Annotated in this window: 14 protein-coding genes; 13 read left to right on the forward strand and 1 reads right to left on the reverse strand. The window is 32.6% G+C overall.

Annotation, left to right across the window (positions count from 1 at the left end; all coding sequences use genetic code 11):
- The 11 genes from M1L66_RS00965 (at nt 1) to M1L66_RS01015 (ending at nt 11,798) form a co-directional block, all read left to right on the forward strand.
- Complete coding sequence (locus M1L66_RS00965) at nt 1-1,113, forward strand: glycosyltransferase family 1 protein (protein WP_434690331.1); 1,113 nt, start codon at nt 1-3, stop codon at nt 1,111-1,113.
- A gap of 7 nt (nt 1,114-1,120) precedes the next feature.
- Nucleotides 1,121-2,212 (forward strand): EpsG family protein, encoded by a 1,092-nt coding sequence (locus M1L66_RS00970; RefSeq protein WP_434690333.1) that lies wholly within the window; start codon nt 1,121-1,123, stop codon nt 2,210-2,212.
- 4 nt (nt 2,213-2,216) lie between these two features.
- Complete coding sequence (locus tag M1L66_RS00975; RefSeq protein WP_117624306.1) at nt 2,217-3,182, forward strand: glycosyltransferase; 966 nt, start codon at nt 2,217-2,219, stop codon at nt 3,180-3,182.
- The gene (locus M1L66_RS00980; protein WP_434690336.1) at nt 3,179-3,454 is read left to right on the forward strand and encodes a hypothetical protein; all 276 of its coding nucleotides are present in this window, start codon (nt 3,179-3,181) and stop codon (nt 3,452-3,454) included. Before M1L66_RS00975 ends, M1L66_RS00980 begins: the two co-directional genes overlap by 4 nt.
- Complete coding sequence (locus tag M1L66_RS00985; RefSeq protein WP_434690337.1) at nt 3,438-3,845, forward strand: acyltransferase; 408 nt, start codon at nt 3,438-3,440, stop codon at nt 3,843-3,845. The genes M1L66_RS00980 and M1L66_RS00985 overlap by 17 nt, the downstream gene beginning before the upstream one ends.
- Before the next feature lie 138 nt (nt 3,846-3,983).
- Nucleotides 3,984-5,087 (forward strand): polysaccharide pyruvyl transferase family protein, encoded by a 1,104-nt coding sequence (locus M1L66_RS00990; protein WP_320960976.1) that lies wholly within the window; start codon nt 3,984-3,986, stop codon nt 5,085-5,087.
- Between the two features lie 74 nt (nt 5,088-5,161).
- Nucleotides 5,162-6,115, forward strand: a complete 954-nt coding sequence (locus tag M1L66_RS00995; protein ID WP_117624307.1) for a glycosyltransferase family 2 protein — start codon at nt 5,162-5,164, stop codon at nt 6,113-6,115.
- The gene (locus M1L66_RS01000) at nt 6,112-8,112 is read left to right on the forward strand and encodes a glycosyltransferase (RefSeq protein ID WP_434690340.1); all 2,001 of its coding nucleotides are present in this window, start codon (nt 6,112-6,114) and stop codon (nt 8,110-8,112) included. The genes M1L66_RS00995 and M1L66_RS01000 overlap by 4 nt, the downstream gene beginning before the upstream one ends.
- Nucleotides 8,112-9,221 (forward strand): radical SAM protein, encoded by a 1,110-nt coding sequence (locus M1L66_RS01005; RefSeq protein ID WP_320960978.1) that lies wholly within the window; start codon nt 8,112-8,114, stop codon nt 9,219-9,221. The genes M1L66_RS01000 and M1L66_RS01005 overlap by 1 nt, the downstream gene beginning before the upstream one ends.
- Nucleotides 9,222-9,234: 13 nt before the next feature.
- On the forward strand, nt 9,235-10,674 hold the full coding sequence (locus tag M1L66_RS01010) for a lipopolysaccharide biosynthesis protein (RefSeq protein ID WP_434690343.1): 1,440 nt from the start codon (nt 9,235-9,237) through the stop codon (nt 10,672-10,674).
- 23 nt (nt 10,675-10,697) lie between these two features.
- Nucleotides 10,698-11,798 carry a Coenzyme F420 hydrogenase/dehydrogenase, beta subunit C-terminal domain gene (locus M1L66_RS01015; protein ID WP_138313468.1) on the forward strand — a complete coding sequence of 367 codons (1,101 nt, stop codon included), beginning with the start codon at nt 10,698-10,700 and terminating at the stop codon, nt 11,796-11,798.
- Nucleotides 11,799-12,653: 855 nt separating this feature from the next.
- On the opposite strand, the gene M1L66_RS01020 is transcribed toward M1L66_RS01015, so the two are convergent.
- The gene (locus M1L66_RS01020) at nt 12,654-12,938 is read right to left on the reverse strand and encodes a transposase (protein WP_434690346.1); all 285 of its coding nucleotides are present in this window, start codon (nt 12,936-12,938) and stop codon (nt 12,654-12,656) included.
- A gap of 147 nt (nt 12,939-13,085) precedes the next feature.
- Here M1L66_RS01020 and tnpA point away from each other — a divergent pair, with 147 nt between their 5' ends.
- Nucleotides 13,086-13,505: an IS66 family insertion sequence element accessory protein TnpA gene (gene tnpA, locus M1L66_RS01025; RefSeq protein WP_320960981.1), complete on the forward strand. Its 420-nt coding sequence runs from the start codon at nt 13,086-13,088 to the stop codon at nt 13,503-13,505.
- Nucleotides 13,499-13,837, forward strand: a complete 339-nt coding sequence (gene tnpB, locus M1L66_RS01030) for an IS66 family insertion sequence element accessory protein TnpB (protein WP_320960982.1) — start codon at nt 13,499-13,501, stop codon at nt 13,835-13,837. The genes tnpA and tnpB overlap by 7 nt, the downstream gene beginning before the upstream one ends.
- Nucleotides 13,838-13,954 lie beyond the last annotated feature (117 nt).

Raw genomic sequence — 13,954 nt, forward strand, 5'->3', positions numbered from 1 at the left:
ATGATAAAGGTATTACATATTGTTCCCAATATGCATGTTGCGGGACTTGAAACATTGATAATGAACTTGTACCGCAACATAGACCGCTCCCAAATACAATTCGATTTTTTGGTGCATTATAGTGAAGAATTTTTCTATGACAAAGAAATTGTTTCATTAGGTGGCAATATATATAGGCTGACTTTTAGAGAGGACGGGGATTTTAAAAAATATCTAAAAGACCTTAAGTCTTTTTTTGAACAGCATAATGATTATAATATTGTTCATAGTCATATGGCTAGTACTTCATTGTTTACACTTTGTGAAGCGAAGAAGAATGGTGTAAAAGTGAGAATTGTTCATAGCCATAACACAAGTACAGAAAAAACTTTTAAAGGATTTATAAAAAATGTTTTACTTAAGAATAGTTTACATTATGCTAATTATTTTTTTGCGTGCGGCGAAGAAGCTGGAAAATTTTTGTTTGGTGAAAAAAAGTTTTTTATAATTCACAATGCGGTAGATATAAGAAGGTTTACAGATGCAGCTACGATAAAAGATACGGAGTTATTAAAGACACTAAAAAATAAATTTGTTTTGGGACATATTGGAAGATTTAATACTCAGAAAAATCATCGTTTCCTAATAGATTTATTTGAAGCGTATTCTAAGGAAGACGATTCTGCTCACCTTTTGCTTGTCGGAGAGGGTGAATTGTTTGATGAAATCATTCAAATAATTAAAAATAAAGGGTTGGAAGAAAAAATATCTGTTCTTGGCGTAAGAGATGATATTCCAAGCATCTTTAAATTATTAGATGTTTTTTTGTTGCCATCTCTTTTCGAAGGACTTCCGGTTGTGGGTATAGAAGCACAAGCAGCAGGTATTCCCGTTATTTTTTCGGATAAAATTACAAAAGAAGTTGGAGTTACTTCGCTAGTTAGTTATGTGCCTATTACAAACGGGGTAATTTGTTGGATTGATGAAATTAAAAGGATAAAACAACAAGCTTTGAAAAGCCAAAATGGAGAAAGAATTCAAGAATTAATAAATTCGGGGTATGAAATTAAGGATGAATCAAATAGGTTATTGGAGTTATACAAGCGCATAATAGATGAAGTAAAACAGGGATGATAAAAATATGTTAGTTTATACAATAGGTTTAATTTTAACAGTTATTCTTTTGAAACTGGTTGAAAAGAAAAAATACAAACAGAAAAACTCAAAAAAAATTAGAATTGCCTCGATTCGATTTAATATACCTTATCCGGATTTGAGAAAACTCATTCCTATGATTCCATTAACTCTCATTGCTGGTGTACGATATATGGTAGGTGCTGATTATTGGTCTACCTATGTTCAAATTTTTAAAAAAGTTTTGTATGGTAATGCGGATGAGGCGTGGGGGGATTTCGGATATACATTATTGAATAAGTTTGCAATTTTGTTTTCGAATGATTATGCGAGTATTTTCATTATTACATCTATAATATTTTGCTTTTTTGTATTTTTTGCTATTTATGACAACTCACAAAATATAACAATGAGTGGGTATTTATTTGTTTGCTCAGGATATTATTTTTGTTTTTTAAATGGCGTAAGACAAATGATTGCAGTTGCTATTATTTTGTATAGCATAAAGTATTTAGTTACTAAAGATCCTAAAATATATTTTATACTAATTGCTTTGGCTTCTCTGTTTCACATGACCGCATTAATTTTTATTCCGGTTTATTTCTTTATTAATTTTAGGTTTACTAATATTCAAAAAACAATAATAGTCGTCACTTCATTTTTGTTGGCCAAACCAATATCAAGCCTTTTCACTAAATTGGTATTGTTAACAAAATATAGTTGGTATATTACAGGTTCTTATTCATCAGCAAGACAAGGATTCGTTGGGACCGTTATGGCAGTTGCAATACTGGTTTTTGCTTGCATTTATGATGACAAAAAGAAGGACACCAACGTTTATATAAATTTACATTTAGTTTTTACTTGCCTAAATGCTTTTATTGGAGTTTTACCGCTAGCAGTTAGAATTGCCTGGTATTTCGGATTTCCATCAATAATACTTATTCCTAACATTGTATCGAGAATTACTACGAAAAATAAAACAAGGATGATTATTTCTTTGGCTATCTATGTTTTATATTTTATATATTTTTATTATACGGTTGGGTTAAATAATAGTAACCTAGTCTTGCCGTATAGGTCGATTTTTGAGAGGTGATAGAATGAATGAATTATTATCAATTATTGTACCAGTGTATAATGTCGAGATGTATTTGAAGCGCTGTGTGGACAGTATTCTTAAACAAGATTATGACAATATGGAGATTATTCTTGTAGATGATGGTTCAACAGACTCCAGTGGTGTAATCTGCGATCAATATGCATCTAATTATAAGAATGTGAAAGTAATTCATAAAAAAAACGGGGGACTTTCAGATGCTAGAAACTTTGGATTAGATAATTGTAGGGGTCAATATATATCATTTATAGATAGTGATGATTGGATAGAATATGGCATGTATCATCATATGATTAGCCAAATGCTGTCTGATGATAGTGATATATCAATATGTAGAAGAAATCGTGTAAATGAAAATAACCAATCCAGACTCGAAGCTTGTAGGCGATATCCATCAAAAAGTATACTTACAAAGGAAGAAGGCCTGTCATGTCTAATGACTTATACAGGTTATGATATGTCTGTTTGTGATAAAGTTTTAAAAAAAGAAATTATTAATAATATAAGATTTCCTTTTGAAAAAACTTGCGAGGATTCATTTACTACATATAAATTTTTTAGTAATGCTAAAAGGATAAGCTATATTAATAAACCATACTACAATTATTTTTATAGAGAAAATAGCATCACTCGTAGCTCAAAAGTTAATAAAGCAGTAATAGAGGCATCTCTAGAACAAATGGTTTATATATCAAACAATTATCCTACAGTAAAAGTTGAGAGCGAAGTAAATTATGTTGTTTCAGTAATAAGTGTTTTTAATGAATTTATAAAAAGAAATTTAGATTGGCCAGAAAAAAAGTTATATTCAAAAGAATGTAAATTATATTTTAAATCAATTATTTCTTGTCAATATATTGGATCATTAAAACGATTTCAATGTATTGCATTTTTAATAAGCCCTCAGATATATAGATTGATTTTTAAGAAAGTTGGAGGAAAGGCATGAGTTTCTTAAAAAATATTATTAAGAAAATTATTTTTAGAGAAAAAGCATCCTCTGATACATATATTGAATATTTAAGAAAGATAGGATGTATTATTGGAGAAAATACAACAATATATTCTCCTAGAAAAGGCTTTATAGATGATACAAGACCATTTCTAATTGAAATTGGTAATAATGTAAAAATAACAGAAGGTGTTACCATATTAACACATGGATATGATTGGTCAGTATTAAACGGTGTCTATGGTGATATTCTTGGTTTCGGCTGGTAAAGTAAAAATAGGAAATAATTGTTTTATTGGTATGAAGACAACAATTCTAAAAGGTGTTCAAATTGGCGAGAACTGCATCATTGGGGCTAATTCTTTAGTAAACAAAGATATCCCATCAAATTGTGTAGCAGGAGGGGTACCAGCTCAAATAATATGTGATTTAGAAACATATTACACAAAAAGATTAGACTCGCAAATATCAGTAGCAGCAGAGGTTGCTAGAGAATACTATAGGGTGTTCAATAATAAACCTCCTAAAGAAGTTTTTCATGAATTTTTTTGGCTATTCGAGGAATTGAATTCAGATAGTCGTTTTGATTGTGAAACCTTTAATAAAATGATGAAGATTAATGGCAACTATACTAAGACATTTAATTTAATAAGTATTTAGATACTAAAAGGCCTTTTGAAAATTATGAAGATTTTCTTTTGTATTGCTTAAAAAAAACAAATCGCCAAAACTGAATTCTAAAGAAAATAGTTTTATATAAGAATGTTTTGGCATCTATATAAAAAGGAAATGGATGATATGAAAATAGAAATACTTTCAATGCAACAAATTAATAATATGGGATCATTGTTGCAAGCTTATGGTTTGATGAAAAGATTAAAAGGAGGACATAATTCTGTACACTTTCTTGATATAAAAAAATACGATGATGACTATGCACTTCTTGAAAATGATCAAATCAATTTTAATAAGGAGTATGAAAATGACAAGAAGTATTATCGCTATTTTAGATATCCAATATCTATGATCTATCAAAAAATGAAAGTAAAACAGCAGAATAAGATATTTGAAAAATTTAGAAATAATTATTTCTATAGAGCAGATGAAGATAAAATATATGATCTTTGTGTAATAGGAAGCGATGAAGTATTTAATTGTCAGAATGCTGGATTTTGGGGGTTTTCCTCTCAATTATTTGGTAACGTAGCTAATGCTAAAAATGTGATTACTTATGCTGCCTGTTGTGGGGCAACAACCTACGAAACGTTGCCAAGTAAGGTAAAAAATAGAATAACAGACTCATTAAACAAGATATCGAATTTTTCAGTTAGAGATCAAAATACATTTGAATTTGTACGAAAGATGTCATCGAAAGACATTCAAATTAATTTAGACCCCGTTCTAATAAGTAATTTCGATGCTGAAATAAATAAAGCAAAAGAGAAATATAATAAAAATAACTATTGTGTTGTATATTCATACAAAAACAGAATTAATTCAAAAAATGAAATTAATGCAATCAAAAGGTTTTGTCATGAAAATAATCTAAAACTTGTTGCTATTGGTGCACCACAATTTTGGATTAAGGATTATGTGGTTTGTGATCCGTTTGAATGCCTAAAGATAATAAAGAATTCTAGTTTTGTTATAACAGATACTTTCCACGGAACTATTTTTTCTGCTAAATATGCCAATAGATTTGCTGTAATTGTTAGAGATAGTAATCGAAATAAATTAATGGATTTGGTTGACAGGCTATCAATAAATGAACATTTGCTAAATAGTATAAATGACATTTCAAGTGTTTACTCGAAGCAAAAAGATTCGGTTTATTTGAAAAAAATAATAAAGGAACAAGAAACAAACACATATACTTATCTTAAGAATTCTGGATGTTATTAATAGCCTTGATTTACTTTAAATAAAAAAAATCAGAATACTACTCTTTAGTAATATTCTTGAAAGAGGGAAAGTTAATGTCATATTCTCAACATCAACTGATATCAATTATTGTTCCAATATATAATGTTGAAGACTATCTCAAACGCTGTATTGATAGTATTTTAGGACAAACATATAAAAATCTTGAAGTTATTTTGGTGGATGATGGTTCTCCAGATAAATGCGGAAAAATATGCGAGGAATATAAATTAATCGATTCCAGAATTAAAGTGATTCATAAAAAAAATGGAGGATTATCTTCAGCAAGGAACAATGGTTTAGATATTGCAACTGGAGATTTTATAGGATTTGTAGATAGCGATGACTACATTGAACGGAATATGTATGAGAGTTTAATTGAGGCTCTTAATAATAACAATGCTGATATAGCAACTTGTGGAATTATTCGTGAGGATACAAATACACAACATAAAATAAATATAAGAACACCAAACACAGAAAAAGTATACTTGGACATCGATGCCATTAGAGAAATATTGCTATCTAGAGAAATAGGAATCAGTGTGTGGAGTAAACTATATAAAAGAGAAATATTTAGTACACTTAGATTTCCTGTTGGAGAAAATAACGAAGACGCTGCCATAGTGCTGGAATGCATATCTGGACGTGTTGTCGTGCATACTGGTATTTGCACTTACCATTATATAGTAAGAAATAATAGTATCACTAAAAAGTACAGTATTGCTAACACCTTTAATTTTTGGAAACACAGTCAATCGATAGTTAATGAAATTAATGATAATTTTTCTTTATTGCAGACAGAGGCTAGATATTATTCTGTATTCGGATTATTTGGGATGATGATTGACTATAAAAGTCAAAGCAAAATTTCTGATCCAAATTATGAAGTATACTATAAAGTGTTTTTAGAAAACTATGAATTTTTAAAAGATCATAGTTCTTTTAAGACGAAAATGAAAATAACGATATTGCGATATTGTCCTTGGATATTAAGGTGGATAAGATGAAAAAAGTAAGCATAATAATTCCAGTTTACAACGTCGAACAGTATCTAGAACGATGCTTAGAGACAGTTGTAAATCAAAGCTATAAAGGTTTAGAAATAATCCTAGTCGATGATGGATCAACGGACAGCTCTGGGAAAATTTGTGATAAATATAAAGAATTAGATGAAAGAATAGTTTGCATACATAAAGAAAATGGAGGCCTTTCATCTGCAAGAAATGCGGGAGTTAATATTGCTACCGGAGAGTATTTTGTATTTGTTGATAGCGATGACTGGGTGTCTATCAGAATGGTAGAGACCTTAACTAAAGCTTTGCAGAAAAACAATAGCGATATAGTTTGCTGTGAATTTTATAATGTTAGCGACAGTACATTGGCGGTCAGTGATTTCAGCAGCAACGAAAGAAAGCTAACCAAAGAAGAAGCAATTTTAGAATTGATTAATTGGAAGATTAGAGATTACGCATGGAACAAAATATATAACAGTGCTTTGTTTGATGGGGTAAGGTTTCCTGTTGGTAGAAACTATGAAGATATGGCCACAACATATAAGCTTTTTGATAAAGCCAACAGCGTATACGTTATACCAGATTGCCTTTATTATTATTACTTTAGAGAGAATAGTATTGCCAATATCAGTAATTTTGATAAGTTACTAAAAAATAAATATGATGCGCTTATATCATATTATGAGAGAGTATTTTACTTTCGTGATAAAAATTCTCGTGCTTTTGAACTGTGTTGTAAAAAATATATCGAACGTGCTTTTTCCTTTTTGAATTTTTACTATGGAGACTATAGGCAAAAGAACCATACAGATTGGGAATTAGAAACCACAAAGGGAATAAAAGAAATATACGCACTTACTCCAAATTTAGATTTAGGCAGAGGTCTTAAATTAAAGGTTAAACTACTTAATACAACGAGTTTATACAAATGTTCAGAAAAATTATATTGTCAAACTAAAAAAATGATTCCCTCGTATCTTAAGCAGAAAATATCTGCGTTTAAGTGTGTTAAATCTATTCCAGAGGTAACATCTAGCAATACAAAAAATGTATGGTTAATAGGTACTCCTGCACACGATAATCTAGGAGACCATGCTATTACTTATGCGACGTTTGTAATATGTAAAAAACAAGCTATCAATTGCATTGAAATTGAAGAAGAGCAATTTTTGAATGGCATTAAAGAATACCGTAAAATCATTAACAAAGATGATTTGATTTTGATTCAAGGTGGTGGAAACTGGGGAAATGCATATTGTTATATAAATAATGTGCATGATTTTTGTTTGAAATATTTTAAAGAAAACAAAATTATTATCATGCCGCAAACTATTTATTTCACGAAAGATGAAACTGGTATTAAGTCATTAAATAGATCAAAAGTTTTATTAAGTGAATGCAAAGATGTTACATTTTTCACACGAGATAGAGAATCTTTTGAATTTGCAAGTAAAGAATACTTATCAGATTCGTGCAAAATAAAGTATTGTCCAGATATTGTATTGTCACTTGATATTAGTGAAAAAAATAATAGAGAAGATTGTTGCTTAGTGTGTCTTAGAAACGATAAAGAAGGAAAAATTAGTGGTAAAGACAAGACGCATATTTTAACTGAAGCTGAAAAATTATTTACTAGGGTTATCGCAATTGATACTTGCACCGGGATAAGAGTAAACGCAAAGGAAAGAATGCCAGCACTACTTAACGTTTGGAATAAATTCAGTAACTCAAAGTTAGTTATTACAGATAGACTGCACGGCGTAATTTTTTCTTATATTACCAATACTCCTTGTGTAGCTTTAGCAAATTTTAACCATAAAGTAAAATCTATTAGCATAATGCTATCAAAATACGGCAACGTTGAGTATTTAGAAGATTTTTCTAAAATAGATGAGGCTATTAATCAAGTACTCAATATCAATGATAAAAGTTATAAACCTTTTAATTATAATGACATAGAAGACTTATTGGAAAAATGGAGAAACAATTAATGGAACCAATAAAGAGATTTTTTGAGTGTTTATTACCAGTGACAGCATGCAATTTTAAATGCAGCTACTGTTATATTATTCAAAGAGATCATAGGTACAACAAAATACCCAAATTAAAGTACTCAGCTGAACATATAGGAAAAGCTCTTTCAAAAGAGAGACTAGGAGGGGCTTGTTATTTTTCAATATGTGGTGCAGGGGAAACACTTCTTGGTGATCAAATAGTTGAGTTAGCATATGAGTTATTGAAGGAAGGCCATTATGTTAATATCACTACTAATGGAACTATAACAAAGGCGTTTGATAGAATTTGTTCTTTTCCAGAAGGGTATTTATCTAGAATGCATTTTGCCTTTTCGTTTCATTATACTGAGTTAAAAAAGCTAAATAAATTAGCGGAATTTTTTAGTAATGTCAAAAAGGTTAAAATACATGGATGTTCTTTCCTAGTACAATTAAATCTAACAGATACTTATGAACCTTATTTAAACGAAATAAAAGATATCTGTAACAAGGAACTTGGAGCTTTACCACAGTTGGTTGCAACTAGAAAAGAAATAAATCTTAATAATAAAATCGAATTTTTGACAGAGCATAGCGAACAGGAATACATTGAGCAAGGAAGTTCTTTTAATTCACCTTTGTTTGATTTTACAGTTAAAAATTTTAATGAAAAAAGAAAAGAGTTTTGCTACGCAGGTGATTGGTCTGGAGTCTTAAATTTGGAAACAGGCTTATTAAGAAAATGCTATAGCGATAATGGGGGACAATTAATTTTTGATGATATATCTGCTCCAATAAATTTTGAAGCAATTGGATGCTGTGGTAGTTTATTTTGCATGAACTCAAGCCATTTCTTGTCACTAGGAGTTATACCTAATTTATACACTGAAGTAACTTATGCGGGATTACGAAACAGACCGGAACATAATTGGTATACTGAAGACATGAATGAGATATTAAGTTCAAAATTAAGTCTTTCAAATAATGAGTATTCGAAAATAAAGAAGGCGTGTATTTATTACACTACCTTGTTAAAAAGAGCTTTTACGGGTGGAATTACAAAAATTAAAAACGGTTTAAAAACGGTTTTAAGAATCAAGAAATAGATTAGGAGGAGCTATGTTTAAATTAAAACAAAAATTGGAAAACATGTCAGCTCCGGTAAAAGCTGCCTTATTCTTTACTATTTGTAATGTTTTACAGAAGGGAATATCCCTAATTAGTGCGCCAATATTTACCAGATTATTAACAACAGAACAATATGGTTTATTTACAATCTATAATTCTTGGTACGGTATCATATCGATATTTGCAACATTCAATCTTTCATATGGCATTTTTATAAAAGGACTTGTCAAGTATGAAGATGATTCTAAACGTTTTGCTTCATCGTTGCTAGGGCTGTCTACAACGATAACTTTTGCCTGTTTCTTAGTTTATCTAATTGGAATGAATTTTTGGAATTCGGTATTTGAACTCCCTTCATTTCTTATTCTTGCAATGTTTTTAGAATTACTGTTTGTACCCGCCTTTGGATTTTGGTCTAACATACAAAGAAATGAGTATAAATATAAGGCCCTAGTACTTGTTACGTTAGAAATGTCATTAGCTAATCCTTTACTTGGTATTGTGACAGTCCTATCCACAATCTATAAAGCGGAAGCAAGAATCTTGTCCATGGTTTTTGTACAAGTCATTTTTGGGCTATTCTTTTATATTTTGATAATGTACAAAGGCAGAAGGTTTTATGACAAAAAATACTGGAAATATGCATTCCTGTTCAATGCACCATTAATACCACATTATTTATCAATGACGGTTCTTCAGCAAGTTGACAGAATAATGATAAATAACATGGTAGGGACTTCAGAGGCGGCAATTTATGGGGTTGCATACACAGTGTCAACTTTGATGATACTTGTAACTTCTGCAATGAATAATTCTTTTACGCCTTTTACATATCAATCTATTAAGAAAAAAAACTATATTTCCATAAAATCTATCACTAACTTGATTTTAATAATTGTAGCAGTAGGTTGTATTTTGGTAATGGCCTTTGGCCCAGAAGTTATTTCTATATTGGCGCCAAAACAATATTATGATGCAATATGGATTATTCCTCCTGTTGCAGCATCTGTTTTCTTTATGTTTTTGTATCCTCTTTTTGGGAACATAGAGTTTTATTATGAAAAAACAAAATTTACTATGATGGCTTCTTGCGTGGGTGCAGTTGCAAACATAGTACTAAATTATGTTTTCATAAGGATTTTCGGTTATCACGCAGCAGGATACACAACTTTAGCATGTTATATTATGTTTGCTATTGCGCATTATGCTGTTTATCGAAAAATTATTAAGGAAAAAGAGATAGAGACAATCTATGATATAAAAAACATTGTTCTAATATCTATCTTTGTTCTGATTGCTATGATAGCTATATTGTTTACTTATAATTATACAATTATCAGATATTCCATTATCGCACTAATTATTGTAATAGCTATTGTAAAAAGAAAAACCGTTATTGAAATAATCAAAAGATTAAAGAAAAGAAACTAGGTATTTAAATATAAGGATTTTATATGAAAACAGTATGTGAATTAAACAAATGCAATGGTTGTATGGCGTGTGTTGATCGTTGCCCAAAACAATGTATATCTGTAAAGGATGATGTATCATGTTTTAATGCGATTATAGCTGAGTCTCTTTGCATTAATTGCAAGTTATGTGAAAAGACATGCCCAAATGTTACCAAAGTAGAAAAAACAAATCCAATCGAATGGAAACAAGGATGGGCAGCAGAAGCTATAAGATACAAAGCTTCTTCTGGTGGAGCTGCATCTTCTATCATCAAGGGCTTTATTAAAAATGGTGGATATGTTGCTTCTTGTCTTTTCAAAGATGGAGATTTTGTTTTTGATATTACTAAAGATACAGAAGTAGCAAAGAAATTTGTTGGATCTAAATATGTAAAGAGCAATCCTACCGGTATTTATAAAAAGGTGGAGGAGAGATTAAAAACTGATAAAGTACTATTTATCGGTTTACCCTGCCAGGTTGCGGCACTGAAGAATTTCATCAAAAAGCAAGACAACCTCTATACAGTAGATTTAATTTGCCATGGAACGCCATCTTCTATGATTTTGGCTAAGTATTTAGCTGAAAACGATAATGATATCAACCAATTACAAGATATAAAATTTAGAAGCAGCAATGATTTTGGGTTAATAATAGATGGTTCCAAGGTATGCAATGAGGGTCAAGATGATTATTTAATGACATTCCTCTCCGCAAATAATTACACAGAAAACTGCTACGAATGTCAATTTGCTACCAAGGATAGAGTTTCTGACATTACTCTTGGTGATTCTTGGGGAACTGAATTTAGTGATGAAGAAAAAAACGGCGTTTCTTTGCTACTGGTTCAAAGTGAAAAAGGAAAAGAAGTAATTGAGGGAATTGATTTTAATTTTTTTGATGTTGATATAGATAATGCAGTTGAGCAGAATCATCAACTAAGGCATCCTTCTATTAGAACTCCTGAAAGAGATAAATTCTTATCTCTAGTGAAGAATGGAAAAAGCATTTCCTATGCTACGTTCTGCATCTTCAAGAAAAGAATAATTAAAAGAAATATAAAGAAGGTTTTGATAAAGTTACATTTAATGGAAGTGCAACACTAGGGAAAAATCCCAACCATCTTATTTTCTTCGGATAGAAGATTAAAGGTAGTTGTGCATTCAACAGAGGTACATAAGAATAAAAGGTGTCAGGCAGTGCGTTAGGCTAAGGGCGAATAATCCGATGGGTGGAAATCCCATCAAGCAAACCGCTAACCACGGCACTTTATAATGGTACTTTGAAGCGAGTTTTTAATGGTAGGTTATGCGTGTCTATACGAATATGCAGTTGAATTCCCCAAACGCCCCCAACACCCCCTCCGCACTTTTTTCTTCAGTGGAAACATGAATAAGGGAAATAGAAGGAAACAGAGGGAAACAACCTACATGGAGGGGATTAAACTTGGAGCCAGGATTGTTCGGTGTTTGAGCATAGCACACAGTTGCGTGAATGCACACATGTGTGCTGGATGCCCACACGGAAAGAGAGATGTGATAGGAAAATCCGCATCACTCATCAACACAATCCGTATCACCATTCCATCCGCCCCGTGTAGTCACTTCTTGTAAGGATTGGTGCTTCACCGCTTACCAGTTGATAGTACTTGAGCATCCGCCATTTGAAATCCATGATGGCCGGTGGGACGTTTAGTATTTTCGCTGTGGAGAAGAAGTTGTTGGTTTCTGCCAGCATATCTAGTGTGAGACAGCACATTAATTGATTCCGTGGCGGCGCAGTCGCCGCAAATTAAAATCTCCATTAGAAGATGATAACTCTTACAGCGTGCCCAGTAAAACGTAAGCGCCAAGTGGGTTCTTTCCAGGCTTAGTTGATTTGATGATAAAATTCATTGAGAAGCAGCTTTGCTTTTAATAGTAAAAAGCTGTTTCTCCCGTACATGATACGCTTAGTTAATTTTATTTTATTTTATATACACTTCCTTCTGCCAATCCATTGTTATATTTGAAATCTATACCATTTTTATCTGCTGTGATATCATTTCTCAAACCATTTATATAGGTATTCACTTCATCAATTTGTAATTGTTCCGCTTTCGTAATCCATGAATCCAGTTCGCTGCTTTGTTGTGAAAATGCAATACGGTGAAAATCTCTAAGTAAGGAGTATATTTTTCCTAAAATAGGATATTTTTTAATCGCGGCTTCGTAAACGATAGATAATAAGTACTCCCACGAATGCAAGCCATCCTAATGGATGGCTGTGATAAAACTATTTTCTGCATTCTGCTGGTAAGCGCCTAAATATTGGGCGGATTGTAAATTAAATCTGCTTTCCTTATAATGGTAATCAGGTAGTTTTTCACTACACTTTCATTTGGGAGGGCGACCATGGCCAAATACAATCCGCGCCGTTCCGGTTCGGAATGGCTTCGACTTATTACCGAATGCCGCCAGAGCGGCATGCCAGATAATGCATGGTGCGAACAGCACAACATTCCCGTGAGCAGCTTTTACAATGCTGTCACCAGACTCCGGAAGGAGGCCTGTGACATTCTGGAATTGGCGGCACTGTCCGGTGGCACATATGCCCTGGACTTCACATCCCGCCAGGATGTCGTTCGAGTCAACATCTGTCCGGATCCGGAGACTGCCACATCCCGCACTGATGTGCCGGGAGCTGTGGAGAACCCTGACAGACGACATACAATCGAACTTATGACAGGCGGAATTACCGTAAAGCTCAGCAATTCAGTGGATCCTGGCCTGCTTGCAGCGGTATTCCGTCTGCTGAAAGGGCAGCCATGTTAGCCGACATCTCTGGAGTAGACGCAGTCTACATTGCCTGTGGAAGGACCGACATGCGCAAGTCGATCGATGGGCTCTGTGCAATCATACAGGAGCAGTTCTCCATGGACATCAGCCATGCTCTTTTCCTGTTCTGTGGCCGCAGGTGTGACCGGATCAAAGCAATCATGAAAGAGCCAGATGGCATTGTCCTGATCTACAAACGGCTGACCGCCCAGGGACACTACCGTTGGCCCAGAGATAAGTCCGAGGTTCGCAGCCTCACGTGGAAGGAGTTCGACTGGCTGATGTCGGGGATTGATATCGACCAGCCAAAAGCAATCCGGATGTCCTGAAAAGCTTTGGTTTCCAACCAGGAAAACGGCATGGCCAGAAGCCTGGAAACCACGTATTTTCAACACGTTTTGGCGTTGGTAATGCTGTTAAAATCACCCGTTTTGTGCTAACATTAA

Source organism: Hungatella sp. SB206 (assembly GCF_051132295.1).
Taxonomy (GTDB): Bacteria; Bacillota; Clostridia; order Lachnospirales; family Lachnospiraceae; genus Hungatella; species Hungatella effluvii.

What these genes read in the sequence shown, in the direction of transcription:
- M1L66_RS00965 (WP_434690331.1), top strand. Translation starts at nt 1, where the DNA reads ATGATAAAGGTATTACATATTGTTCCCAATATGCATGTTGCGGGACTT.
- M1L66_RS00970 (WP_434690333.1), top strand. Translation starts at nt 1,121, where the DNA reads ATGTTAGTTTATACAATAGGTTTAATTTTAACAGTTATTCTTTTGAAA.
- M1L66_RS00975 (WP_117624306.1), top strand. Translation starts at nt 2,217, where the DNA reads ATGAATGAATTATTATCAATTATTGTACCAGTGTATAATGTCGAGATG.
- M1L66_RS00980 (WP_434690336.1), top strand. Translation starts at nt 3,179, where the DNA reads ATGAGTTTCTTAAAAAATATTATTAAGAAAATTATTTTTAGAGAAAAA.
- M1L66_RS00990 (WP_320960976.1), top strand. Translation starts at nt 3,984, where the DNA reads ATGAAAATAGAAATACTTTCAATGCAACAAATTAATAATATGGGATCA.
- M1L66_RS00995 (WP_117624307.1), top strand. Translation starts at nt 5,162, where the DNA reads ATGTCATATTCTCAACATCAACTGATATCAATTATTGTTCCAATATAT.
- M1L66_RS01000 (WP_434690340.1), top strand. Translation starts at nt 6,112, where the DNA reads ATGAAAAAAGTAAGCATAATAATTCCAGTTTACAACGTCGAACAGTAT.
- M1L66_RS01005 (WP_320960978.1), top strand. Translation starts at nt 8,112, where the DNA reads ATGGAACCAATAAAGAGATTTTTTGAGTGTTTATTACCAGTGACAGCA.
- M1L66_RS01010 (WP_434690343.1), top strand. Translation starts at nt 9,235, where the DNA reads ATGTTTAAATTAAAACAAAAATTGGAAAACATGTCAGCTCCGGTAAAA.
- M1L66_RS01015 (WP_138313468.1), top strand. Translation starts at nt 10,698, where the DNA reads ATGAAAACAGTATGTGAATTAAACAAATGCAATGGTTGTATGGCGTGT.
- tnpA (WP_320960981.1), top strand. Translation starts at nt 13,086, where the DNA reads ATGGCCAAATACAATCCGCGCCGTTCCGGTTCGGAATGGCTTCGACTT.
- tnpB (WP_320960982.1), top strand. Translation starts at nt 13,499, where the DNA reads ATGTTAGCCGACATCTCTGGAGTAGACGCAGTCTACATTGCCTGTGGA.